This window comes from Chitinophaga sp. XS-30 (assembly GCF_008086345.1).
Taxonomy (GTDB): domain Bacteria; phylum Bacteroidota; class Bacteroidia; order Chitinophagales; family Chitinophagaceae; genus Chitinophaga.
This window is the reverse complement of the sequence record NZ_CP043006.1, coordinates 4527611-4553280: the sequence shown is the minus strand read 5'-3', so window position 1 is coordinate 4553280 and position 25670 is coordinate 4527611. Positions and strand designations below refer to the sequence as shown.

General features: G+C 53.7%; 19 protein-coding genes. 14 read left to right on the top strand and 5 right to left on the bottom strand.

Going from position 1 to position 25670, the window contains the following annotated elements; genetic code table 11:
- The first annotated feature begins 2 nt into the window (after positions 1 to 2).
- From FW415_RS18405 to FW415_RS18345, 13 genes are all read left to right on the top strand, one after another.
- On the top strand, positions 3 to 1646 hold the full coding sequence (locus FW415_RS18405; protein ID WP_148387990.1) for a RagB/SusD family nutrient uptake outer membrane protein: 1644 nt from the start codon (positions 3 to 5) through the stop codon (positions 1644 to 1646).
- Positions 1647 to 1695: 49 nt separating this feature from the next.
- Positions 1696 to 2028, top strand: a complete 333-nt coding sequence (locus FW415_RS18400; RefSeq protein ID WP_148387988.1) for a hypothetical protein — start codon at positions 1696 to 1698, stop codon at positions 2026 to 2028.
- A gap of 28 nt (positions 2029 to 2056) precedes the next feature.
- Positions 2057 to 4516 (top strand): hypothetical protein, encoded by a 2460-nt coding sequence (locus tag FW415_RS18395; RefSeq protein WP_148387986.1) that lies wholly within the window; start codon positions 2057 to 2059, stop codon positions 4514 to 4516.
- A gap of 118 nt (positions 4517 to 4634) precedes the next feature.
- Complete coding sequence (locus FW415_RS18390) at positions 4635 to 5912, top strand: hypothetical protein (RefSeq protein ID WP_246858796.1); 1278 nt, start codon at positions 4635 to 4637, stop codon at positions 5910 to 5912.
- Positions 5913 to 5947: 35 nt separating this feature from the next.
- Positions 5948 to 6811, top strand: coding sequence for an amidohydrolase family protein (locus tag FW415_RS18385; protein WP_148387984.1), 864 nt, complete (start codon positions 5948 to 5950; stop codon positions 6809 to 6811).
- Positions 6808 to 7806, top strand: a complete 999-nt coding sequence (locus tag FW415_RS18380) for a zinc-binding dehydrogenase (protein WP_148387982.1) — start codon at positions 6808 to 6810, stop codon at positions 7804 to 7806. The genes FW415_RS18385 and FW415_RS18380 overlap by 4 nt, the downstream gene beginning before the upstream one ends.
- Before the next feature lie 147 nt (positions 7807 to 7953).
- Positions 7954 to 9105 (top strand): mandelate racemase/muconate lactonizing enzyme family protein, encoded by a 1152-nt coding sequence (locus FW415_RS18375; protein ID WP_168208880.1) that lies wholly within the window; start codon positions 7954 to 7956, stop codon positions 9103 to 9105.
- A 6-nt stretch (positions 9106 to 9111) separates the two neighbouring features.
- Positions 9112 to 9879, top strand: a complete 768-nt coding sequence (locus FW415_RS18370; protein ID WP_148387978.1) for an MBL fold metallo-hydrolase — start codon at positions 9112 to 9114, stop codon at positions 9877 to 9879.
- A gap of 25 nt (positions 9880 to 9904) precedes the next feature.
- Positions 9905 to 10585, top strand: coding sequence for an RraA family protein (locus FW415_RS18365; RefSeq protein ID WP_210420734.1), 681 nt, complete (start codon positions 9905 to 9907; stop codon positions 10583 to 10585).
- Between the two features lie 9 nt (positions 10586 to 10594).
- Positions 10595 to 11305, top strand: a complete 711-nt coding sequence (locus FW415_RS18360; RefSeq protein ID WP_148387974.1) for a PIG-L deacetylase family protein — start codon at positions 10595 to 10597, stop codon at positions 11303 to 11305.
- Positions 11302 to 12081 (top strand): hypothetical protein, encoded by a 780-nt coding sequence (locus FW415_RS18355; RefSeq protein WP_148387972.1) that lies wholly within the window; start codon positions 11302 to 11304, stop codon positions 12079 to 12081. Before FW415_RS18360 ends, FW415_RS18355 begins: the two co-directional genes overlap by 4 nt.
- A 28-nt stretch (positions 12082 to 12109) precedes the next feature.
- Positions 12110 to 13714 (top strand): SLC5 family protein, encoded by a 1605-nt coding sequence (locus FW415_RS18350; RefSeq protein WP_168208879.1) that lies wholly within the window; start codon positions 12110 to 12112, stop codon positions 13712 to 13714.
- 291 nt (positions 13715 to 14005) lie between these two features.
- Positions 14006 to 14851 carry a hypothetical protein gene (locus FW415_RS18345; protein ID WP_148387968.1) on the top strand — a complete coding sequence of 282 codons (846 nt, stop codon included), beginning with the start codon at positions 14006 to 14008 and terminating at the stop codon, positions 14849 to 14851.
- Between the two features lie 81 nt (positions 14852 to 14932).
- Here FW415_RS18345 and FW415_RS18340 read toward each other — a convergent pair whose 3' ends face one another.
- Together FW415_RS18340 and FW415_RS18335 are read right to left on the bottom strand one after the other, a co-directional pair.
- Positions 14933 to 16027, bottom strand: a complete 1095-nt coding sequence (locus FW415_RS18340; RefSeq protein ID WP_148387966.1) for a hypothetical protein — start codon at positions 16025 to 16027, stop codon at positions 14933 to 14935.
- 135 nt (positions 16028 to 16162) lie between these two features.
- Positions 16163 to 18100: a TonB-dependent receptor domain-containing protein gene (locus tag FW415_RS18335; RefSeq protein WP_168208878.1), complete on the bottom strand. Its 1938-nt coding sequence runs from the start codon at positions 18098 to 18100 to the stop codon at positions 16163 to 16165.
- A 105-nt stretch (positions 18101 to 18205) separates the two neighbouring features.
- Between FW415_RS18335 and FW415_RS18330 the strand changes: the two genes are divergently transcribed.
- Positions 18206 to 19927 (top strand): cellulase family glycosylhydrolase, encoded by a 1722-nt coding sequence (locus FW415_RS18330; RefSeq protein ID WP_148387962.1) that lies wholly within the window; start codon positions 18206 to 18208, stop codon positions 19925 to 19927.
- 105 nt (positions 19928 to 20032) lie between these two features.
- Here FW415_RS18330 and FW415_RS18325 read toward each other — a convergent pair whose 3' ends face one another.
- Genes FW415_RS18325 through FW415_RS18315 form a run of 3 tightly spaced genes read right to left on the bottom strand, consistent with a single transcriptional unit; the run spans position 20033 to position 25584 of the window.
- Positions 20033 to 20794 (bottom strand): hypothetical protein, encoded by a 762-nt coding sequence (locus tag FW415_RS18325; RefSeq protein WP_148387960.1) that lies wholly within the window; start codon positions 20792 to 20794, stop codon positions 20033 to 20035.
- 39 nt (positions 20795 to 20833) lie between these two features.
- Positions 20834 to 22444, bottom strand: coding sequence for a RagB/SusD family nutrient uptake outer membrane protein (locus tag FW415_RS18320; RefSeq protein ID WP_168208877.1), 1611 nt, complete (start codon positions 22442 to 22444; stop codon positions 20834 to 20836).
- A gap of 59 nt (positions 22445 to 22503) precedes the next feature.
- Positions 22504 to 25584, bottom strand: a complete 3081-nt coding sequence (locus FW415_RS18315; RefSeq protein WP_148387956.1) for a TonB-dependent receptor — start codon at positions 25582 to 25584, stop codon at positions 22504 to 22506.
- Positions 25585 to 25670: the final 86 nt, after the last annotated feature.

The following is a 25670-nucleotide window of genomic DNA, read 5'->3' as shown; positions in this document are numbered from 1 at the left end:
GTATGAATATGCAATTTCTGCGAATATCGCTCCGGGCGTTCATCATATTTTTCTCCCTGCTCACGCTGTCATCCTGCAGCAAGTTCCTGGACGTGGCGCCGAAGGACCAGGTGTCCGATGCCACATTGTGGTCCACCACGGGGAATGCGGACCTGTTCCTGAATGATGTATATGCCTCAGTGCCTACATTGGAAACCGGTGATCCATGGGAAAATTTTTCCGATAATTCCATGAACGGCCAGGCCGGCAGGGTCAGCACCAATATCTATGGCCCATCGATCTACACACCTAGCAACGCGCCCAACCGCTGGGGGCAATACGTGAATATCCGGAAGGCGAACCTGTTCATCGAAAAGGTAACAGCGTCAGCCCTGCCGGATGACTGGAAGGCACTGAGATTGGCGGAAGCCCGTTTCCTGCGCGCTTATTTTTATTCGATCCTGTGGATGTACCATGGCGGTGTGCCCATCATTACCGATGTGCTCAACCAGAATGAGCAGGGGGATGAAGTGTTCCGCCCCCGCAATACTTCCCAGGAAACCTTTGATTTCATTACCGCCGAATGCGCCGCAATAGAGCCGGCGCTGCCGCTAACCGCGGAATCCGGAAGGGTAACCAGGGGTGCCGTGCTGGCGCTGAAAGGATGGTGCGAGCTGTTCAATGCCGGGGCATTGCATAACCCTGCCAATGATCCGGCCCGCTGGGACCTGGCGGCGACCACTTTTAAAAAGATCATCGACCTGGAGCATTATGACCTGTTCCCGGATTACAATACCTTGTTCTTTGAAGAGAATAACAATAATATCGAGGTCATCTTCGCCAGGCAGCATCTCGGCGGCACCTCGCTCGCCAATTTCAGGGATGGCCACATCGGCCCCCGTTTCGTGAGGGGCGGCCTTACCGGCTGGGGGCATGTGGACCCGACGCAGGACCTTGTGGATGAATATTTCATGGCCAATGGCCTTCCGATCACAGATCCGGCATCAGGTTATGATCCGCAGAACCCTTACGTCAACCGCGAAAAAAGATTCTATCAATCTATTGTATATGATGGCTCAGAATGGCTGGGAGATATCATGATCATGAAACAGGGCGTTGGCAGCCCGAATGCCACGGATCTTAACAACAGCAGCATATCCACCCGCACCGGCTACTACATCCGAAAAGGCATCAATCCGAAATATGCCAGTGCGCAAAATAACGGGAACAGCGCCAACTGGATCATCTTCCGGTATGCGGAGATATTGCTGGGATATGCGGAAGCAAAAAATGAATCTTCCGGGCCTGATGAAACTGTGTACTCGGCCATAAATGATATCAGGCAACGCTCGGATCTCGGCCCGCTGCCTGACGGGCTGACGAAGGACGAGATGCGCATAGCCATTCACCAGGAAAGAAGGGTGGAGCTGGCATTTGAAGAAAAACGCCTGCCTGACCTGCTGCGCCTGAGACTGGCGGAAGTGAAACTGAACGGCCCGCTGCATGCCATCAAAATAGATCTCGTGGGCGGTAACCCGGTGTACACCGTAGTGCCTGCGGGTGGCGGCATGCGGGTGTTCTATCCGGAGAAGAATTACTTTTTGCCGATACCGCAGTCTGCCAGGGACAAAAACAGTAAACTTGAACAAAATCCGCATTATGATTAATGCCGGCTTAACTGAAAAAGAGATGATGACCGGAAGAAAAAGTAAACGAATGACCGTATCATGGATCATCTCAGGATGCATCGCCTGTATATGTTTGTCGCAACTTGCGGTTGCAAACGATCATGGCGGCGCTCCCGGAAAGCTGAAAATAAAAATAGCATTCGGTCATAAAGCGCCACAGCGGCATAGCCGCACGGTGATATTGAAGGGGGCTTCCCCGGGCCTGGAGATAACAGGACTGGCCGGCGCGGGAACGGAACAGAATGATGTGATCGGAGCGGAATCCCTGCTGCATGCTGGTGGCGGCGATGTGGATGCCCTGGTAGCAGATATCAGCTGGCCTGTTCCGACAGCGCCCCCCGAGGAAACTGGCCCGGCATAAGGATGCCAGCACCATTAACGACGATGCTATGTGGGGATACCTGATGACGCATGGATCTGCGGGTCAGTCGAAACGCCTGAAAACCGATCCCTGGAAACAGCCGGATGCACCAATACTTACTGTACAGCTCAACAAAGCAGGTACAGAAGGGTTTTCCATTGCGCTCGAACAACTCCTGCGTCATGGCGCCATGTGGCTGCCCGAACAGGATGTGTTCATCACCCTTGCCAATAAACCGGCAAGTTTCAAAAAACATCTTGCTTCGCTGAAGGGACAGCGCATACTGGATAAAGTGGAAAGCAGTCCCGATGCATCCCTCGAAGCCTTCCGGGAAAGCTGGGAAGATATCGGTAATCCCCGGGAATGGACGGCCTCCTGGCAGACCAGATGGCTGGGGACGACCGGGCATCTGACCGTAACGGCCCCTGCGCATGGCGCCATCTACAAATTCGCGGTGGACAGATGGGGCAATGTGCGCCCGGACTTCGCTTCACCGCATAAATTCCGGCTGGATCTTCACCGGGAGGGAAGCACCTGGAAGCACCAGCATATTGAGAACGGCCTTCCGGTGATCATCACGCAGCTTGAAAAAGACGGACAACTGGCGGAAATAACACAGTTCGCCGCACCGATGGCGGACCCCGCTGCAGTGATCCGCGGATATCTGCCGGGCGTGATGCTCAGCAAAGTAAAACTCTCCGGGAAGCCAGGCGCTTTCAGCTTCGGTTTCTCCCTGCACAATGAAGCGGAAGGAAGAAAGCTGGAAGTGGTGCGGATAAAAGAAGATTACGCGGTTGCCGATAAAAGTACCGGCGACATCCTGCTGCTGCTGCAGATGCCTGATGAGCTCAGCGTTCATGCAGAACAGCCTGTTCCCGTTAAAAAAGGAGAACAGGCGGTACTAACGGTATCGGGTACACTGCGCGATGGCGCCGTGGAGGAGATCATTGTAAAATTACCTTCACCCGCATTTCCGGCATCTGCCGCGGAACGCCTGCAAACACTGGATTTCGCCACTGCAAAACAGCAGGTGACCGCATACTGGGAAAACTGGCTTGGTCGCGGCGCGTTATTCAAAGTACCGGAGGAACCGGTGAACCAGCTGATCCGCGCCAGCCTCTGGCACTCGCTGATACTGCCGCGCCACACCATTGCAGATAACGGCCAGCCGCATATGGACCTGCCTTATGCCAATACCGCTTACGGTCAGCGGAACGCGGACTGGCCGGTAAACCAGTCCGTGTACGTGGATTATATGATATACGGCCTGCGGGGATACAACCAGGTAGCGCATGACGAGTTTGCAGCTATGTTCCGCAGCCAGCAGCAACCGGATGGCAGGATAGGCGGTTTCGCCAACTGGGGCGTGTATTCCCCCGCGCAGTTGTACGCCATCGCGCAAAATTATCTGCTGTCCGCCAACCGGGAACATTTTGAAGCCCTGTTGCCGGATGCTTTGAAAACACTTGACTGGTGCCTGCGGCAGGTAGCCGTTGCCGACTCGGGAACGCATGCAACAGGACTGATACGCGGCCCCTTGAACGATCTTACGCATGATAACCGGGAATGGGCTTTCACCCAGGCGTACTATGTGGGCGGACTGGAACTGTTTGCCAAAGCATTGGCGGTGTACGGGCATCCCCGTGCGGATAGCGTAGCCCGGATCGCCGCTGGTATGAAAGAAGCCGTAGTGAAAGAATTCGCCCGCAGCAGTGTGCAGTCGCCCGTTGTGCAGCTGGAAGATGGCACCTGGATCAACTTTGTGCCTACGGATGCCATGACGCCGCGGCGGCTGATGGAGGAATGGTATCCTTCGGATGTGGATTGCGGCCCGCTGCACCTGTCCAGGCTCGGGGTCATTGATGCCGGCAACTGGATGACTACTGCCATGTTGCATGATCATGAAGATAACTTATTTTTAAAGAACCTGGGCGCAGCCAATGAGCCTGTGTACGTGCAGCAGGCCACCGCCTATTTACGGCGGGATGAGCCCAAAGCCGCTATCCGCGCATTCTATAGCCTGATGGCTTGCGGTTTTTCGCACGGGCAGCTGACCTCGTTGGAGCATCGCTGGGCATGGGGACAATACTACGGCCCGCCCAGTACCGACGGGGCCTGGTTCGAGCTGTTGCGGAATATGCTCATTACCGAGCCCGGGGCGGACAGCCTGCTGATCGGGCAAGCCATTCCGCGGCGCTGGCTCGAAGATGGAAAGCAGATCGAAGTGCGCAAGGCGCCGACCTGGTTCGGCCCGATCGATCTGACCATCAACAGTCATGCTGCGAAAAATGAGATCAGCGCTTCGCTGGAGCTTTCCGGGAGAAAACAACCCGGTATGCTCATCATCCGTTTCCGTCACCCGGATAGCAAGCCTATCCGCTCCGTTACCATAAACGGGCGCGACAGGAAAGATTTCGACAGCACGAAAGAATTTATCCGGATACCGGCGCCGGAGGGAACGAAGTTTATTATTTCCGCAAAATATTAATGGAGATATGTTGAAAATAAGAACCACAATATTATTAGTTGCTTTGTTTTTACCCGTTGTCCACGTTTCCGCGCAGAACGCGGATGTCACGGTAGGATTTGGCAAAACCACAGGGCCTATGCATATGGAGCGCATGGCGCTTGGCCAGGGGGGATTGTCCGACGAGCCGATGCTGTCCGGGCGCATCACAGAGATCAGGGCCTTGCATCCGGGCGTTATCCGGCTGTTTGTGAGTGAATATTACAACGTGATACCCGAAAAGGGGAAGTATCATTTCCGCACGCTGGACAGCATGGTCAACTCCATTTTGCAGACCGGCGCAAAACCGTTCATGAGCTTCTGCCTGAAACCGAAATTGTTCTTTCCGGTCGTGGACCAGGATATTGTGGAACCGAACGATTACAAAGCCTGGGAGCAATTCGTGTTTGATGTGGTGAAACATTTCCTGGACCGCAATGCCGGTATCACTTATTGGGAAGTGGGCAATGAAGTGGATATCGGAGAGGATGGCGGAACGCCTTACCGTTTCAAGCCGGAAAGTTATGCGCGGTACTATGAGCATACGGTTGCGGCCATCCTGCGGGCGGACCCGAAAGCGAAAGTTGGCGGCCCGGCGCTGGCCTGGTATAAATCACCCATCCTGCCGGAACTGCTGAAGGTATGCGCCGCTAAAAAGCTGCCGCTGCACTTCGTTTCCTGGCATCATTACAATAACAGTCCCGAAGTGATCCGGGAACAGATAGATTATGTGAAAGCATTGATCGCAAAGCATCCGGGCCTGCATCCGGAAACGATCATGAACGAGTGGAATATGGACCTTTTCAACCCTCCGCTTGACCCGCGTTTTCAGCCTTGTTATGTGGCGGAAACGGTATGGCAGATGAAGGATGCGGGGCTGGACTGGTCGTGTTACTACCAGATAAAGGATTGGTACGTGTCTTACGAAACATTCGCGAAGATATTTTCACCCGGCGGTGCGGCATTTATGACGCGCTGGTGGAACCGGCAGGCGCAGTTCAGCGGGCTGATCGATTATCAGAACCAGATCAGGCCGGCGTATTATACTTTCAAATTATTGTCGAGGATGGCCGGGGAAAGGCTGGAGCTGAAGTCTTCCAACGGCAAAGTGCATGGCTTTGCCACGCATGATCCGCAGCTGCAGATGCACAATATGATGTTGTGGAATTTTTCCGACCGGCCGGTAATGGTATCGCTGAAGCTGGAAGATCTGCCGAAGGACATGCGGGTGCGGCATATTGTGCTGGATGCTACAGGCGCCGGTCTGGAAGAGAACCAGCGTTTGCGTCCCGATCCGTTCATCAAGGTTGCCGCCGGTACGCAGCAGCTGACGGTGCGGCTGGAGCCCTGGGCGGTGCATTACTGGTCGCTCGAATAGCAGCGCCGTCCGATTTGTGTTAAATTACCGGAACTATGATCGTTGATATACATACCCATATTTTTCGTGCCGATGCACATTTCGGCCCTTCGCTGCAGGCCGATCTGGCCAGATGCCGGATAGATCCCGCCATCTGGGGCGATGTGGAAGCGCGCCACCTGGAAACGACAAAAGCTGCAGATGTAGCGGTTGTGTTTGGTCTGCAGGCCTCCGCAACCGGATGGCATATTCCGAATGACCTGGTAGCCGCGCATGTGGCACGGGCGCCGGAGCGGCTGCTGTTCTTTGCCTCCATTGATCCCGCTGCGCCGGACTACATGGGAGAACTGGAAAAGTGTCATCAGCAACTGGGAGCGGTTGGGGTGAAGCTGGCGCCATTATACCAGAACGTGCATCCGCAGGACCCGCGGTATTACGACATCTACCGGTATTGCGATAAACATGGCCTGCCCATCCTTTTTCATGCCGGTACATCCTTTGTTAGCGGCACAAGGCTGGAATATTCGCGTCCCGTTCACTTTGATGCGGTGGCGGTTGATTTCCCCGGCCTGAAAATGATACTGGCACATCTGGGGCATCCCTGGGAAGGGGAGACCATCGCCGTGATCCGCCGGCATGAAAATGTGTATGCGGACTTGTCAGCCCTCTATTACCGGCCCTGGCAGTTTTACAATTCCATGCGCCTGCTGGTGGAATACAAGGCAACGGAAAAAGTGCTGTTCGGATCGGATTTTCCGTTCACCACCACGGCGGATTCCATTGCCGGTGTAAAGGCTTTGAATGATGTGGTAGGCAACAGCGGGCTGCCGGCTATACCGGAAGATGTTATCGGGCAGATCATACAGCGCGATGCGTTGCGATTGCTCGGATTATCTCATCCATCCACAAAAAAAACATGACGGGGATACCATCACATATGCAGGGATTGCAGTTGCAGGGCCTCAACAAACCGGGGCTGGCGGAACTGCCGGTGCCTGTGCCGGGGCCTGATGAAGTGCTGATACGGACAGGTGCGGCCACGATCTGCACCTCAGATCTGCATGATATACAGTACAATCCTTTCGGCATCCGGTATCCTAAGATAATGGGACATGAAGGTGCAGGAACGGTAGTACAGGCGGGAGCGAACGTCACCGGGTTCCCTGCGGGAACGAGAGTAGCGGCACACCCTGTAGTGCCGTGCGGGAAATGCGGCGAATGCCTCCGGGGATTTGCGCATATCTGTTCCGCGATGGGGCATCTGGGCATAGACCGGGATGGCTGTTTTGCGGAATATTTTGTGCAGCGTGCAGACCGCGTAGCCGTTTTGCCGGATCATATTCCTTTTCATCTCGGCGCGCTGATGGAACCGGTAGCCGTTTGCCTGCAGGCGATAGCCAGAGCGGGAGATATCCGCGGCCGTACAGTGCTCGTCGCAGGTGATGGGCCCTTCGGCAATATCATCGCGCGGCTGGCAACAAGGGCCGGCGCCGGCCGGGTGATGGTGACGGGCCGGGAACCTTTCCGGCTGAACAGCATCCCCCATGTGGAACGACTGCATGAGGCGCTGCCGCAATCGGCTGATGTGGCGATACTCGCCGTCAATGCCCCGGCCGCTGCGGATGCCTGCATAAAGGCGCTGCGTCCGCGGGGAAGATTGGTGGTCTTCGCCAGCAGCACGGAACCTTATCCGCTGGATATGTTTACCCTGCACATCAAAGAACTGGAGATCGCAGGAGCTTGCAACGATGAGAACAGGATGGGAGAAGCGCTGGAATGCCTGGATGATGCTTCGCTGGCGCTGCATGAGCTGGTCACGCACCGGTTGCCGTTCCGGGAATGGGAAAAAGCGATCGCGCTGGCCCGTGACGGGCATGACCGCGCATTGAAAGTAGCGTTGATGTTTGATGAATAAAAATGAACTGATGAAATGACAATCCCATCAGACTTGTAAGATAAAAATGAACTGATGAAATGACAATCCCATCAGACCCGTAAAGAGAATAAAAATGAACTGATGAAATGCAATTCCATCAGGCCCGAAAAGAATAAAAATGAACTGATGAAAATTACGAATGTTGAAGCCTTTATCCTGCAATCGCCTTTTGAGATCACACTGCCTGAGGGCAGCGATGAGGCCAGGGGTGTGAAGCATTGCCTGCTGATCAAGGTCAGCACGGACGAAGGGATCACCGGCTGGTCTGATGTGGAAACCGCCCCGCATGTGGGTGAGGCGGTAGTGAACGCACCGGAAAGCGGTATGGGCGTATTTGAAGGATTGCGTACGCTTGTCATTGGCGAAGATCCCTTTGATGTAGAGCGCTTGTGGGACAAGATCTACCGCGGATCGATCTACTATGGCAGAAGGGGCGTGGCCATCCAGGTATTGTCCGGTTTCGATATCGCCTGCCACGATATCATGGGTAAAGCGATCGGCCGCCCGGTGCATAAGCTGCTCGGTGGTGCGCGGCGGGACAAAATACGTGCTTATGCCTCCACACTGTTCCGTTCCACGCCGGATGACATGAAGCGCGCCTGCGAATTTTATATGAAGCGCGGTTTTACGGCGGTCAAGTTCGGATGGGGGGTATTCGGACAGGATTTCCGGCGGGATGTTAAGCTCGTGGCCGCAGCACGTGAAGCGCTGGGCCCGGATATCGATCTGATGGTCGATCCCGGCTGGATGGTGGAACGCAGCGCGTACGATGCCATTGAGCTGTGCAAAGCGCTGGAACCTTACAACATCTTTTGGCTGGAGGATTTCCTGCATCCGGAAGCCTACGATGCTTATGCCCGTGTAAAAGCCGCCGGTGTGAAAACAAGGCTGGCGGCAGGAGAACAGGAGGCTACCGGCTGGGGCTTCCGGGAACTGATCCGCAGGGGATGCATTGATGTGGCGCAGCCTGATCTCTCCCGCTGCGGTGGCTTCACCCAGGCCAGGAAGATCATATGGGAAGCGGAGTACGCAGGGATCGATGTTTGTCCCCATGCCTGGCTGACCGACCTGCTGACCGCCGCAAGCCTGCATGTGAACGCAGTGCTGCCCAGATCGCTCTTCCTGGAATATAACGTCAGCGATAACCCGATGTTAAGGGAAGTGATCCGCAACCCTGTGCAGATGGATGCGGAAGGATTCATTCCCGTTCCGCAGGGTAACGGTCTCGGTATCGAGATCAATGAAGCCGCCGTAAAAAAATTCTGTATCAACCTGTAAAACAATATGCAAACGATCGAAAGCTATTCCCTTTTACCCGGAGATGCCGCCATATGGTGGCTCGGTCAGGCTGGTTATGTGATCCGGTGCGGAGGGCTGACCGTTGTGATCGATCCTTATCTCTCCGATGCGGTGGCGGAAAGTGCGCCGGAATTCCCGCGGCTGTATCCGCCGGTGATGGCCCCGGAAAACCTGCATGCGGATATCTACATCATCACGCATGATCACCTGGACCATCTTGACCCGGAGACCATTGCCGCCTACCGCAGGAAAAACGATACCTGGTTCATCGCACCCAGGCTGGCCGCCATGAAGCTGCCGGACCTCGGTGTGCCGGAAGACCGTATTGTGGTGGTGAATTCTGCCGAAACATGGCAGCAGCAGGGATTGGAGGTCACGGGCGTGTATGCGCTGCCCACCGGTCCCGATGTGCCGGATACCACCGGTTATCTCCTGCAATTCGGAAACGGAAGAAGTGTTTATCACACCAGCGATACACAATTTCATCCCCTGGTGCTGGCATCTGCGCCGGAAGCGCCGGAAGTGATGCTGGTGCCCATCAATGGCAAATGGAACAATCCCGGCCCCGAGCAGGCCGCCATATTTGCAGCAGCTGTCAACCCGCGATATGTATTGCCGAACCATTATGATATGATGGCGCTCAACGCCGAAAACCCGGTTGTATTTCAATGGTTCTGCAGGCAGCACGGCATCGGGGACCGGTGCGTGATCCCGGAACGGATGCAACCTTTTAACTGGTCAGCCAATGTTTGATCATCAACCTGAAAAAAATTCTGACATGGAATCAAAACCCAAGTTATCAATGGACAAGGAAAAATTTGAATGGATGAAAGCGCAGTTGTATGTGCCGATCGTATGTGATGTGCTGGATTCGCTCGGCTACCGGAACCAGGCCATGCACCAGCGCCTGAGGCCGCTCGATGCCGACAACAGCATTATGGTGGGCAGGGCCAGAACACTGCACTGGATGGAGATGGATTATATTGAAGATGATCCTTACAACCTGGAGATCGAAGCGGTGGATTCCCTCGGTCCCGGTGATGTTGTTGTGCATTCAACGGATTTTGCCGGCACCAATGCGCCCTGGGGTGAGCTGATGAGCACCATTGCCAAGCGTAACGGCGCCGTAGGTTGTATATGCGACAGTATGGTGAGGGATTGCCGCAAGATCATCGACATGAAATTCCCGGTTTTCTACGGCGGCATTCGTCCGCTTGACAGCCTCGGCAGGGGAAGGGTAATGGCATATGATGTGCCTGTGCGTTGCGGAGATGTGATCGTTCGCCCCGGGGAGCTGATATTCGCTGACTTCGATGGTGTAGTGGTAGTGCCCCGCGAAGTGGAAGACCAGGTGCTGGAGATGGCGAAAGAAAAAGTGGAAAAAGAGAACCAGTCCAGGGCCGATCTGCTGAACGGCGATTCCCTGAGAGCAGTGTACAATCGTTATGGTGTACTTTAATGTTTCCCGATGATGAATATACTTTGTATCGCCGCGCATCCTGACGACATAGAAATACTGTGCGCCGGCACACTTGCGCGCTATGCCCGGGCCGGGCACCGGGTGACTATGGCCATTTTCACCAGCGGGAATATGGGCGATGCGCTCATAGCGCCGGATGAGCTGGGCCGCATCCGGGAAGCGGAAAGCCGTGCATCGGCAGCCATCATCGGTGCGGAACTGATCTGGAGCGCCGTGATGGATGAACATGTTTTTCCGGACAAGGAGCAACGGCATATCATGATCGATATCCTGCGCGAAGCAGATCCGGATGTGATCTTCACCCATTCCCCGAACGATTATCATCCTGATCACCGGTATGTGGGGCAGCTGGTCTTTGATGCCTATTTTCAGAAAGGCTTGCCGTTTATTCCCGGGCAAAAGCTGCCGGCCTGCCGTTTCGCCACATCACAGGTCTATTTCATGGACAATCTTGGCGGGATCGGTTTTATGCCCACCGAGTATGTGGATATCACCGATGTGTTCGATATCAAGCAGCAGATGCTCGCCTGTCATAAAAGCCAGTTCAACGCCATGCAGGAACTCGCGGCAACAAACCTCTCCGATATGATAGAAGTACAGGCGAGGTTCCGTGGCCTTGCTGCCGGATGCCGCTACGCGGAAGGGTTTACCCGCATGGATGCATTTCAGCGCGGACTGACCAGCAGGATATTGCCATGATCATCAACCGGACAAAATGGGGGAGCTGGGAAGCCGTGAAATACAGCGCCGGTAATTGCGAGTTGATCGCGGGTATTTCCGCAGGCCCGAGAATATTGTCGCTCCGCTACAGGAACGGAGATAATCTGCTGCATGAGGATAAAACGGATTTCGGGGTGGGGGACTGGCGTATATACGGTGGGCACCGTTTCAGTACAGCGCCGGAGAATGATGAAAGTTATTATCCTGACAATGCTCCCTGTGCTGTGGAAATTGCGCAGGATAAATTGTTGATCAGGGCGCCGCAAAGGCCAAACGGTCTTCGCTTGTCCCTGTTGATCGCTGCGGCCGCCGGAGAAGAGGGATTCGATATTCAGCATATACTGGAAAACGAAGGAGATGCTGCATGGGAAGGCGCATTATGGGCGATCACCTGTGTGCCGCGTGCGGCAAAGATGATGGCCGGTTGCACAGCGCAGAACATTCACTGCTGGCCGGGAACCGATCTCTTGAATTGGCAGGTGGTTGGGGGACAGATGACGGTGCAACCGGGAGATTTCAGCGGGAAAACCGGATGGTATGAAGCCTTTCCCAGGCTGGCGGCGATACAGCCGCAGGGGACGCTGGTCATTCAAAGTCCGGATAAAGTTGCGGCTGGTGATTGTACCGATAACGGATGTAACGTGGAAGTTTTTGTCTGCGCCGGTTTTATGGAACTGGAGACGCTTGGCGGAAAGCATTTGATAGCGCCGGGTTCGGGCGCTTTGCATGTACAACAATGGCGGTTGTTCCCATGATCGGAATATCCGCAGTAAAAATAAATCAATGGAAAAATTTCAGCTTTCGCTTCTCGATGTACTGATCGTCATAGCGGAAACTTTATTGATCGTGATCATTGGCCTGGTGGCGGCAAAGCGGGTAAAGCGAACGGCGGAAGGTTATTTCCTGGCCTCCGGTAATATGCCCTGGTATCTCATCGGTGCAGCCTTTGTGGCTACCAGTGTATCCAGCGAACAGATCGTAGGCACCATCGGGGCCACGTATAAAGGGGGGCTGGCTATTGCCAACTGGGAATGGTGGGCGCTGCCTACTTATCTGCTGATGATGGTGTTCTTCATTCCCTTGTACCTGCGCAACAAGATCATGACGGTGCCTGATCTGCTGAACAAAAGGTTCGGCCCTGCCTGCGGGAACATTTACAGCCTGGTGATCCTCATCGGGTATGTATTCGTATTCCTCCCGCCGGTGATCTACGGCGGCAGCCTTACCATCAGTGAGCTGACCGGCTGGCCCGCCGGTTATGTGGTAGCGGGGATCGTGCTGATAACAGCCAGTTATACGCTGCTGGGCGGGTTAAGTTCCGTGATGTGGACGGATGCCATTCAATGCGTGATGCTGATCGGAGGTGGTGTGATCTTCTATTTCGTGGCGCTGAACAATATTCCGGGCGGATGGGATGCCATGGTATCCGCATCACCGGAACGCTTTCACCTTTACCGTCCGCCGTCTGACACAGAGGCGCCTTTTGCCGGACTGGTACTGGCCTCTTTCGGTGTGTTCCTGTTCTACCAGTCTTCCAACCAGGTGATGATACAGCGTATCCTCTCCGCAAGAAGCACATGGGACGGCATGATGGGCGTCATCTTCTCCGGTTTCATCAACCTCGTACGTCCGCTGGTGACCTGTTTGATCGGCCTGATCGTCTATCACTGGCTGGATGTGATGAAGGAAGGCCCTTCGCTGTTGCCGGATGATCAGGACCGCGCGTTTCCGCTGGCATTGCAGCTCTTTGCGCCTTCGGGCCTGAAAGGTGTGATCCTCGCCGGCTTTTTTGCCGCCGTGATGTCCACCGTCAGCGCGCTGGCCAATTCGGTAGCCACCATCTTTTCGCTGGACGTGTACAAACGTTTTCTGAGAAAAGATGCGGGAGACAGGGAACTGATCATCACCGGGCAGGTATCCGGTGGTGCCGCCCTGCTGATTGCTACAGCCATAGCGCCTTTGGTGGCCAACGTTGGGTTATTCAGATATTTCCAGACGGGCGTGACCTATATGGCTACACCATTCATCTCCGTGTTGCTGATGGGCCTGTTCTGGAAGAGAACAAGTTATTACGGCGCTATTGCCGGTCTTGCCGGTGGAGTTGCCATTCAGGCCGGTCTTGCTGCAGCGCTTTATGCCGCCGGTATTGAACTGCATTGGCTGTACACAGGCGCCATTGCACAGGCGCTGACCATGCTGCTGATCGCCCTGGTATCCCTGTTTACGCCCGCGCCTTCGCCGGAGCAAACGGCCCCTTTCCTCTGGAAAGCGTCATGGCTGAAAGGTGTGGGAGACGATGGCAGGAAACGCCCCTGGTGGAAGCAGGTCAAATTCTGGCTGGTGCTGTATGTGTTAGCCTGGTGTTATATCTACTGGCGGTTCTGGTAAAACATAGCCGGTATTCATCAATCATTTGTTTATATGACCTAACTATAAAGAATCATCGGAAAGAACCCTGTTAATTAGCTGAACAAAGACAAAACAGCCGCTGATATCCCTTCGAAAAGGTAACCCGCAGCGGTAGACTGGCCCGATTATATTGCTTTACCCGCAATCCCTTGCTGCGCATCATACATCTGCGCATGGCTATCTGTGTGCCATAGAAAAGGGAGGCAAACACAACCCATTTGCGTAGGCCTACATTTCATACATATTGTTTAATCATTTAAAACTTTTCCGATGAAAAGAAAAACACATCTTCCCAGCGATTGCGTTACCCGTTTTTTTCCCGGTTACATTATGCTTATTGCATTGGCCCTTGTCTTTGGTGCCAGTTCCTGCAAAAAGAACGATAGGGCACCTCTTTCCGCTCAGGTAGTAGAAACAGCTTCATTAAAAGGAGCGGAGCTTTGGAGTAAAATGTATGAGCAGGCAACCGATGAAGGTGCAAGGATTGTTACCGAATCTTACAAGGCGCTGTCTTCAGCAGAACTGGAAGAATTTCTGTTGTTGAAAACGGAACGGGAACTGAAAGACATTCCCGAATCAGAAACCCTGCTGCGGCAACAGGCAGTTGCGGTAGGCAATTTCAGGATCGCATTGAACAGGCTGTCGCTCGAAAGGCATGGGCAGCCGGTGAACAAGGTCAGCGATGCAGAAATGAATACCATGGCAAATGAAATTTTAAATGGCAGGGATTATGCTATCCTGGGAGAGAGTGCGGCTCCTGCAGGTGGTAGCGAAGCGCGTGAGGTAACCATCGCCGCTCCCTGCTCAAACCCCGGCTGGCCAACGTACGCGCCGGTGATTTCCTCTGTTGGAGGACAGGGATACTATGGAGAATACCGGATGGACAATGATCCCAATGCTACCAATTGTGATTATGAATACCGGTTTCATGGATGGTACAACAACGTACGAGGAGAAAGGAACATTGATAAATGGGTACTTGGGAGTTCCGTTTCCCGGCGCCTTATTCCCTTGCCCGGCAGTAATACGGATACCTGTATCCTTATCGGATATAATACTAAGGTATTCTGGTTGGGAACCTGTTGTGCGGTGTGGTGCAGAATGCTTTGGGTGTAGGTAGTGTGATAGCTTGATCAGTATACCGTCTCCTGTGTTGAAAGCAGGGGCGGTATACATCATCCTGTTGCCGCTTCGCGTTTATTGTTCAAAGCATGATCTTAGAGACTGATTTTCCTTTTCCAGGGATTCCACTTTTTGCTGCAGCAGATCAATTTTTTTGTTGTGATCCAGGAGGTAAAGCGTCAGTTCTTCTATTTTTTTCAATAGTTGCATATTCAGTTCGCCTATATCCTGTCCGTTATTCGCTATGTCAGCAGCAGACGGGATTCCGGGCAGATGTTTGTTCGATTGTATAAAACCGGCGAGTTCCTGCAGGCTGGGCAGGGGATAGTTCTCCTCAAATACATAATCCGGCCATCCTGCAAATGGTTTGACCTTTACTTTTGTGAAGATGGCGTTGCCGTTTACGGCCAGTTTATATCCTTTGGTGTCTGTGGTGCCGATGCCGAGGTTGCCGTTTGCGTCCAGCAAAACTCTGCTGTTGATGGCATTAGAGCCCAGGTGTAAACTTTTGCCTGCTGCGGTTAGCAGGTACATATCACCTGTTGAGTAGATATTCGCCGAGTTGCTGCCGGAGAAAGCCAGCTCATAACTTCCATTGGTAGCAATATTTAGTGTACCGATATCTAGTTCCGGGTTATTGATATTGATCTTCCCGTTATTGAACTGATGCACGCTGCCATTTGAAGTGGTGAAGCCGGTGGTGAGGCTGGTGGTATTTATGACTCTTGCAACAAAGCCTGCGGGTATGCCATCCTGATCCCCTGTTGAGCCGGTTACTTTTATCCACGGCACAATGGTCCACCCGCTTGCCTGTATGTTGTCTTTGAGAAATGCGGCTGCCGTAGAGGTTGGGGAGGAAACATATACTTCAAGTGCAGCGCCGTCATAGGTATTTCCCTCTACGATCCTTATCCTGCTGAAGGCGGGTGTTGGGGAAAAGTAGCTATTATTCATGACAACGATGCTGGGAATATTTCCATAGTGCACAGAGGCCATAAATTCTATGGTCTGGTGCCAACTACTGGTTTGGTCCCGCAGAATAAACCTTGCTGCCGCGCGGTTGCCACCTGTACCATTTGATACCATCGGCCCATTGACGGCGATCCTGTACCAGCCAGTGGATGTAAGATTGGCGGAAACGCTGGTGTCAGCAGTCTGAGCCGATAACATACAGGGAATTTGCATCAGTAATGCAAGGAAAAGGGATAATCTGATTTTTTTCATAGATGTTAGTTTGAATGATTTTTTAGTAGTCATTCCCGGGATAACAGGTTAACTCAGGCACTAATTTACTACTTTCTGATTTTACCACCTCACCTTTACCCCCGCCACCAAATTCCGCATCGCTGCGGCATTATAGTAACGGTTCCCGAACGCATTGATATCACTGCCGGGACTGTACCTTTCATTCAGCAGGTTGTCCACCGCGGCATACAGTTCAAAGGCCCGGAATGCCCATCCGGCTCTCAGCATCACTACATGGTATGATTCGTTGTACACCGTGTTGGCGTCATTCAATGGCAGCGCTGAAGTGAAATGGTGCTGTGCGAAAAAGTACAGCCCTGCGGGCAATTGCGTTTGCATACCGGTGGTCAGCACCTGTTTCGGCACACCGGTGAGGTCGTTGCCGTTATTGAAGCGGAAGAGGTTCAGGGTAAAGCTGTTATTGAGAGTAAGGTTCCGGAAGAAACCGTCATGTTCTTTTTTAAACAAACGGAAAGTGAGCTGCGATTCCAGGCCCGTCTGGCGGGTGCCGCCGGCGTTGGTAAAGAACTCTGCGCCGCCGGCATTCACCTGGCGCACAATGGCGTTCCGCAGGCGGTAGTGGAATACGGATACGTCTGCACGAAAACGTTGCGTACGGTCGGCCAGCCTTATACCGGCCTCATAGTTCCAGCCGCTTTCCGGTTGCAGGTTGTCATAGATCTGGTTGTCCGCCGGGCGTACTTCGGCGGTGGTGGGCGGGGAATAACCGCGGCTGACGGTGGCTCGCAGCACTACGGATTCATGCAGCTGGTAGCTGAGGGCCAGCCGGGGCATCCATTGCGGATCGAAGTGTTTTTTGATCTTTGCGCTATCGCGGAAATTGTAGCTGTAAAAGTTCAGGCTGAGGGCGGCTTCCAGCGTGAGTTTGTCAGCCAGGTCCGCCCGGAAGCGGTTGAAGAAGAAATGTTGGTCGCTCAGGATATCCGCTGCGGCCTGCAAGGGGCCTTTTTCTCCGGCATTGTTATCGTAGTTGTGGATATCCGCGGTGGTCTGCTGCCATTCCAGTCCCAGGTTGTTTTCCCAGCGGCGGGCAGCGCCCTGCCAGGAGAGGTATGTGCGTACGCCCCAGGTCTTTTCCTTCCGGGTTTCATAATTCGTCAGGAAAGGGTTCTCAAAATCCACTGCCGATGCCGTTACGGCGATCACATGTTCCAGCTGCGGGGTAATAGCGGCGGTATGAGAGAGACCACCGAAAAGCATTTTGTTATAGATGCCGGCCTGCTGATCCACAGCCCCCGAACGGGCCTTGCGGGGATCGGCCCTGAATTGGTCCAGGGTAAGGCCTCCGGGTGTGCGGTATCCCAGATCACTGTAAAATGCAAATGCCTGCAGGGTATTCTTTTCCGAATACTGCCAGTTATCGCTGAGTTGCACATAGCCCTGGCGAAGCCGCGTGTTCTCGCGGTAACCGTCTGCCTGCTGCCAGGATTGGGTGAGGCGGAGCTTGTGCTTGCCAAGTACGGGCCGCAGGGTGATGTATTGTGAGAACAACCCGAAAGATCCGCCGGATACGCCCGCTTCCGATCTGCCGGAATGCTCCTGCTGCAGCAGCACCACACCTCCGGAATTAGCGCCGAAAAGGCTGCCGTCCGGGCCTTTCAGGATCTCCATCCTGTCCACTCCCGGCATGCCGATGGCATTCAGATAGGTATTGCCGCCCGCATCGGTCAGCGGGAACTGGTCCAGATAAACTTTTACGTTCCGCACACCATAGGGGGAACGGAGCAGGCTGCCGCGCAACGAAAGGCGGTAGCTGCCGGGTGAACGTTCTTCCAGGCGCACGCCGGGCACGCTATTCATTACGGAGATGCCCGGCTGATACCTGATCATGTTACTGTCCACCACACTAACGGAGGCGGGTACACGGGAGAAAAGCCGGGAACCGGGATAACCGTAAACGGATACGGCAGGCAGCGTATCCTGCGCCCGGCAAAGGCAGGAGAGGAATGTTAATAAGGCCGCCAGGATGATCTTCATGCGCATATTGCGGCAAAAAATACACCATTTATGCCGCATCTTTATCTTTCCGGGAAAATTCCGCATGAAATTGTTATTTTGATCTTTGCATCTTAAATTTCCACTATGAAAATTTTGTTCCTTATCCTGTTGTTGCCCGTACAGTTATTTGCGCAGGGATTTCTCAAGACATCCGGCGAAAAGATCGTTAATGAAAAGGGAGAGAACGTATTGCTGCGGGGCATAGGCCTTGGCGGCTGGATGCTGCAGGAGGGGTATATGCTGCGGGTGAACCGGGAAGGCCAGCAACACAAGATCCGTCAACGGATGGAAGCGCTTGTAGGCGAAGAGAAAACGGAAGCCTTTTATGATGCCTGGCTGGCCAACCATACAACCAAAGCGGACATTGATGCCATGAAAGCCTGGGGTTTCAATTCCGTTCGCCTGCCCATGCATTTTAACCTGTACACCCTGCCTGTGGATAAGGAGCCGGTAGCCGGGAAACATACCTGGCTGGAGACGGGGTTTGCCATGACGGACAGCCTCCTGGCCTGGTGCAGGGCCAATGAAATGTATCTTATTCTCGACCTGCATGCCGCCCCGGGAGGGCAGGGGAACGACCTCAACATATCAGACCGGGATGGCAGCAAGCCTTCCCTCTGGGAGAACGAAGCGCATCAGCAAAAAACGGTGGCGCTGTGGCGGAAGATCGCGGAACGGTATGGAGATGAATCGTGGATCGGCGGGTACGACATCATCAATGAACCCAACTTCGGTTTTGAAGACCCGGAAAATGATAAAAACGGCCTGAAGGAACAAAAGAACGAACCGCTGAAGGAGCTGATGATGGAGATCACCAAAGCGATCCGGGAGGTGGACAATAATCATATCATCATTATCGAAGGGAACGGCTGGGGCAATAACTATAAAGGCATTCTGCCGCCCTGGGACGGGAATATGGTGCTCAGCTTCCACAAATACTGGAATTTCAATACCGTTGCCTCCATACAGCATATCCTTGATTACCGGAACCAATACAACATTCCCGTATGGCTGGGCGAAACGGGAGAAAATTCCAATGTATGGTTCACGCAGGCCATCCGTTTGCTGGAAGATCATAACATCGGCTGGGCCTGGTGGCCGTTGAAAAAACTGGGCAGCAACAATCCGCTCGAAATAAAGAGCAATGAAGGATACGATCAGATCCTCCGCTACTGGAGCAATAACGGCCCCAAACCCGGGGAGGCTATGGCCTGGCAGGCGTTGATGCAGCTGGCCGCCGATACGCGATTCGAAAACAATATTTATCACCGGGATGTGATCGATGCGATGTTGCGGCAACCCTATGATACTACCGCTATCCCTTTCAAAACACATACTCCCGGCGTCATTCCGGCAGTGGATTATGATCTCGGTATCAATGGAGTAGCATATTACGATACCGATACAGCCAATTACCGGGTATCCAACCCCGCGATGCAGGGCGGCAACCGTGGCCGGATGTACCGGAACGATGGTGTGGATATCGGCAGGGAAGGGAACGAATATTTTGTTACGCATATCGAAACCGGCGAATGGCTGCAATACACGCTGGATGTGCCCAATGATGGAAATTACCGTTTGCAGCTGCAGGTAGCGGCAGACAGCACCGGCGGAAAGGCGACTGTGCTGGCGGATGGTAAACCCGCAGGCCCGGCTTTACCGGTTCCCGCTACGGGAGGCGACAGGCAATGGCAACTGTTGGACGCCGGAACGGTACCGCTGAAAAAAGGCAGCCATACCTTCCGTGTAAGGGCGGACACCGGCGGTTTCAATCTCAAAGCGATCATTGTGGCTTCATCTTATTGATGAATACATCGCTGCAACCATAGCGTGAGATCAATAAAAAACGGGCCGGCATAACAATGTTACGCCGGCCCGTTTCAAAATAATTCGACTTTCAAAATAGCGCGATCAGTATTGAAATCCCTCTCTCTTGAAATAATAGAAGTTCCGGAATCCGCCCCAGCTTTCAATATGCGTGGCGGCTAACACCAGTTCATTTTCGTTCAGGGTAATGATATCGTATTCCCAGTTCTGACCTTTGCTGATGTCGCTGCCGATGATGCTGAGTTTTTTTCTGCTTACATCCAGCTTGAATTTGCCGGGCGTTGTTTTCGTTGGCGTGATCAGCACGAAATTATAGGAGCCGTCAAGATCGAAGATCATTTTGTCATTGATCGCATTCTGGTCCAGTGCGTCTTTCCACCAGCCCGGGCCGATATCATCAAAACTGCCGCCGCCTGTCATGCATCCATGCGGGTTGTCCGGCGCCCATACCCATGTTTTTCCCGCCACATCATTGGTCAGCAGGTTCCACATGGGGCTGGAAAAATAGTTCGGATCGTTAGCGGATACGGTAACAGTGGTGGAATCCACCGTAGGCCCGCCTTTTGAATAAGCGTAATATTTGATCAGGTGTTCGCCGGCAAACGGAATGATGGTAACAGCTTTGGTTTCATTGGAAATACCGAAACCAAAATCCCAGAAGGGGATGACGCCCGGTGTCAGGCTTTCCATGGTGATCTCATTGTCGTACCCCGCCGTTTGGGTAACCGTGAATTTCAGGTCAGCGGCAGCGATGGGAGCATCCAGCTCAATGCGGTCTTCCTTCGGATCGCAGGCAGCGGCGAACAGGAGAAGGAAGGAAGAAAGGTATATTGATAATCTTTTCATCTGTTAAAATTTGATGTGTGCAATGATCAGATGTGATGACTAGTTCCAGCCGTTGTTTTGTACCAGGCTGCCGTTGGACAGTCCGATCTGTGTCTGCGGGATCGCCAGCAGCCCCCCTGTTTCCGGGCGGAAGGTGACATTGAATACGGAGTTGGCGGACACATTATCCAGTGCGGCCTTTGCCGTTGCCATTCCCTGGCGCAGGAGGTCCCAGTACCGGTGCCCTTCCATGGACAATTCAAATCTCCTTTCGTCCATAATATGTTTAAGCCCCGCGGCATCGCCGGTCAGCGTGATGCGGTGCAACTGGTCGCCGAAGGCGCGGTCGCGCACCCGGTTGTAGTAATCCTGGGCTTTGCCAAGGTCTGTATTGAGGTTCAGCTCAGCGCCCATGAGCAGCACATCCGCAAAACGGATCACCACATAGTTGTCGTAATTGTCGAGCTGGAAATCACCACCCAGGTCCTCGGGTTTATTTTCATCCAGCGGCGTATTCTTTTTCATGAAGTAGCCGGTGTATTGATACTGGTCACCTACTGCATATGACCCGGCCAGCCCCTCGTCCTGTATGGAGATGATGGAAGCGGACCTGCGGGTATCACCGGCAGCGAAGGCATCCCAAAGCTTCGGGTTCACCGTCGCGGCGCCCCAGCCTTTGTAGTAGGGGAGCAGCACCTGGCTACGGATACCGATCATGACCTGCATGCGGTTGCCGTTTTGCTGGTCCCAGTTCTTCAGCCCCAGGTGCGTGTACTGGATGGCAAATACGGCTTCTGTATTGTTCTGCCCGGCAAAGCCGCCCGTTTCGGCGGAAGCTCTCCAGAGGTTGAAATATTTTTCCACCAGCCCGTGCCCGCTGTTCATGATCACATCATCGATGGCGGCAATGGCCTCCTGTTTAGTGAATACGCCTTCGATATCCGGTTTGCTGTAATAGCCGGTGTAATAAAGGAAAACCTTTCCCAGCAATGCTTTGGCGGCCCATCGGGTGGCGCGGCCCTGCTCGGCGGGCGGTATGTCGGCATACCTGCGGTCGGAGAGATCGGCTGCCGCTATCTTCAGGTCTTCCGCGATCAGTTTGTACACTTCGGCAGGGTCAGCCTGGGGAATATTGTAGTTGCCCGGTTCCAGCGGTGCGGTGATCAGCGGCACATTGCCGAACATCCTTACCAGGTCGAAGTAGTAATAAGCACGGAGGAAGTGTGCTTCGGCGATGAGGCGTTTTTTAGTGTCCTCATCATTACCGAAATCCACGTTATCAACCTTTTGCAGGAATATATTCGCCCGGTAAATGCCCGTATAGTATTTCTTCCAGGCCGCAGCATTGTGGTCGTTATAGTTGTCAAAGCGGTCCCATTGCCGCATACCGCCGTCACCATTGCCGCCGCCGCCGAAACAGTTGTCCGACGCGATCTCCGACGTGAGGGCGATATTGCCGTATCCGTCCATGTTCAATACGCTGTAAGCGGCTACCAAGGCCTCCATAGCGTCTTGCGGCGTTTTATAGAAATCTTCTTCTGTTTTCTGGTCGATCGGGCCGATGTCCAGGAAACCTTTCCCGCAGGAAGCGGTCAGGCTGATCAAAAGTGCTGCTGCGAATGTCCGCATGATGCCGCGCTGCCTGATTGGATGTATAATATTCAGTGTCATCTGTTCATGTTTAATTTTTACAGGCGGGATGAAGTGTTGTTTCATCCATACCAATAGCATTAGAATTTGACATTAAGACCTACCAGGAGCGTCCTGGGTTGAGGATAGTAGCCCAGGTCCGTGCCGGAAGACCAGGGATCTACACCGAACCCTACTTCCGGGTCGAGACCGCGGTAGTGGGTGAACGTATAAAGGTTCAGGCCGGAAACGTATAGCCGTAACTGTTGTACCGGCAGCCTTTTGCCGATCGATCTTTTGAAGTCATGCCCGATATTTACGCTCTTGATCCGCATGAATGAGCCGTTGCGCACATAGAGGTCGGAAAATTTGCTCCAGTTGCCGTTTGCTTCGTCACCCATGGTTAAACGGGGCAGGTAATTGGAGGTGCCTTCGCCGGTCCACCGGTCAAATACGGCGGTGGTGAAGTTATTATAGAAACGGTCGTAAGAACGGGTGCCGTCTACGATCTGGTTGCCGCCCACGCCGGTGAGCAGTATGGCAATGTCAAAACCTTTCCAATCGGCATTCAGATTGATGCCATACGTCTGTTGCGGGTTCGGGTTGCCTACCATGGTCTTGTCGTTCCGGTCAATCACCCCGTCCTCATTCAGGTCAACAAAACGCACATCGCCGGGTTGGGCGGAAGGTTGTATCGGGTTGCCGTCTTTGGAGCGGTAGCTGTCTATTTCCTGCTGGTTCTGGAAGATACCGGCGGTTTTCAGGCCGAAGAAATAACCGATGGGGAATCCGTTCTGCGCGAGGTAATATTCATCCATGTTGGAAGACAGTACGTTGTTATATTCAGGATGAAGGATGCCTTCCTGGTTGGGGACTTCCAGCACCTTGTTCCGGTTGAACGAGATGTTGCCGCCGATGCCGATGCTCAGCTCACCGAACTTGTGGGTATAGTTGGCAGCGATCTCTATGCCTTTGTTCACGATCTTTCCACCGTTGATATAGGGAGCGCCGGTGCCAACGATATCCGGAATGGGCGGTGCTACCAGCCAGTCTTTCGTGGTTTTGTTATACCAGTCGAAGGTGATGTTCAGGCTGTTGAAGAGCGTAGCGTCAAACCCGATGTCGGTTTGCTGCGAGGCTTCCCAGCGGAGATCGGGATTGGGTATTTTGTCCGGCGAGGCGCCTACGGACTTGGGCACATCGGAGCCGTTGCCGAAATAGTAGGAGCGCCAGGCGGAGCTGACAGTGGCCAGGTAGGCGAAATCACCGATGCGGTCATTGCCGTTCTGTCCCCATCCGCCGCGGACCTTGAAATGGTCCAGCCAGCTGATATCCATGAAATCCTCGTTGGTAACGATCCAGCCTGCGGAGAATGCGGGGAAGGTGCCGTACCGGTTATTGGTACCGAACCGGGTGGAGCCATCTGTGCGCAGGGTGGCGGAGAGGATGTATTTATCATCAAAGCTGTAGTTCACCCTTCCGAAGTAAGATTGCAGGATATGCACGGAGCGGGCGCCGTAGGTCTTCTGGGTAAGGTCGTTCGTGCCGTTATCGATGATGGCATGATCGAAGTCCGGGATGATCAGGTCTTCCTTTCTGCCGCTGACGTTAAAGCCGTTGAATTTCCGGGCCGTGGTACCGGCCAGCACCGTGAGGTCATGTTTGCCGAAGTTCTGCTGCCAGGTGAGCGTATTTTCCCAGTTCCAGGTAAAATTCCGGTATGCGCCCATGGTGGCGTAGGAATTGGGATTGGTGTTATTCGTGGCCAGTTCATAGACCGGTACGAATGAATTGTCGGTAACGAACGCGATATCTACCCCGATGTCCGTACGGAAGCGGAGATGTTTCAGAATGGCCGCATCCAGGTACACATTGCCGAGTATCCTGTCCGCTATCCGTTTGTTGTTATTGTTGTAGTCCATCATGCCAATTGGATTGGCTTCGTCCGCGCTCAGCGATGACTTCCCGTATTTGCCGGTGGAATCGAATACCGGAAAAGTGGGACTGGTGTTCAGGAGGCCACGGATGGAGTTGTTGTAGATGTTGCCGGTGCCGATGCCGCTTTGATCGGCACGGGAGTAGGTGAGGTTCTGGCCAACTTTGAAAATATCTTTATAGAGACGGTGTTCCGAGTTGATGCGGAAGGTGATGCGGGAGAACTTCGAGTTGCCCCTTATGCCTATCACGCCGTCCTGCGCCTGGTAGGAGAGGGATGAGGAAAAGGTGGAGGTGTTGTTTCCACCTGCCAGGCCGAGGCTGTAGTTCTGGATAGGCGCGTTGCTGTTGGTTGCCGCCGCCTGCCAGTCTGTTCCCCTGCCGAGTTGTTTGATCTGTTCCAATGTATAAATGGGTGCTCTGCCGGAATTGATGGCCGCTTCATTAACGATGATACCATATTGTTCACCGGTGAGCAGGTCCAGCTTCTTGGCCGGGTTCTGCCAGCCAAAGGAGGCATCAAAGGTTGCACGCATGCCGCCGGCGTTCCCTCGCTTCGTGGTGATCATCACGAGGCCGTTGGCCGCGCGGGTACCGTAGATGGCTGTGGACGCGGCATCTTTGAGGATGTCGATGGTGGCGATGTCCGCCGGGTTCAGGTAAGAGATGTCATCCGTTGGGAACCCGTCCACAATGAACAGGGGTTGGGAATTGCCGTTGGTGCCGATACCGCGAATATTGAATTTCATGGCATCGCCGGGCTGTCCGGAATTGGAGGTGATCTGCACACCGGCGGCCTGCCCTTGCAGTGCCTGTTCAACGCCGAGGGTATGATTCCTCACGAGATCTTTGCTGTCTACCTGTACGGTAGCGCCGGTCAGCAGTTTCTTTTTCTGGGTGCCGTAACCGACTACCACCAGTTCATCCAGCCCGGTAGCGGAGGGCCGGAGGCGGATGGTGAGGCTGGATTGCCCGTTAACAGGTACTTCCTGACTGGCGTAGCCCATGAAGGAGATGACCAGGACGTCCGTAGCCGCAACATCCAGGCGGAACGAGCCATCGGAGATGGTGGCAGTGCCTTTGGTAGTGCCTTTTACCTGAATGGATACGCCGGGTAAGGGCGTATTGTCTTCGGCGTCCACTACCTTGCCGGTAAGGGACTGGCCGTAAGCGCCCGCAGCCATTATGCAGAGCGGCAGGGTCAGCGCTGTCAGGAGCACACATAATTTGTTGTACAGTAGTTTCATGTTTAGCGAATTTGTAAGCAACGTGGGTTGGGAAATTCAGGTTTCTTTTTGTTTGTTCTTTAACGTGATAATAAAATGTTCACTGT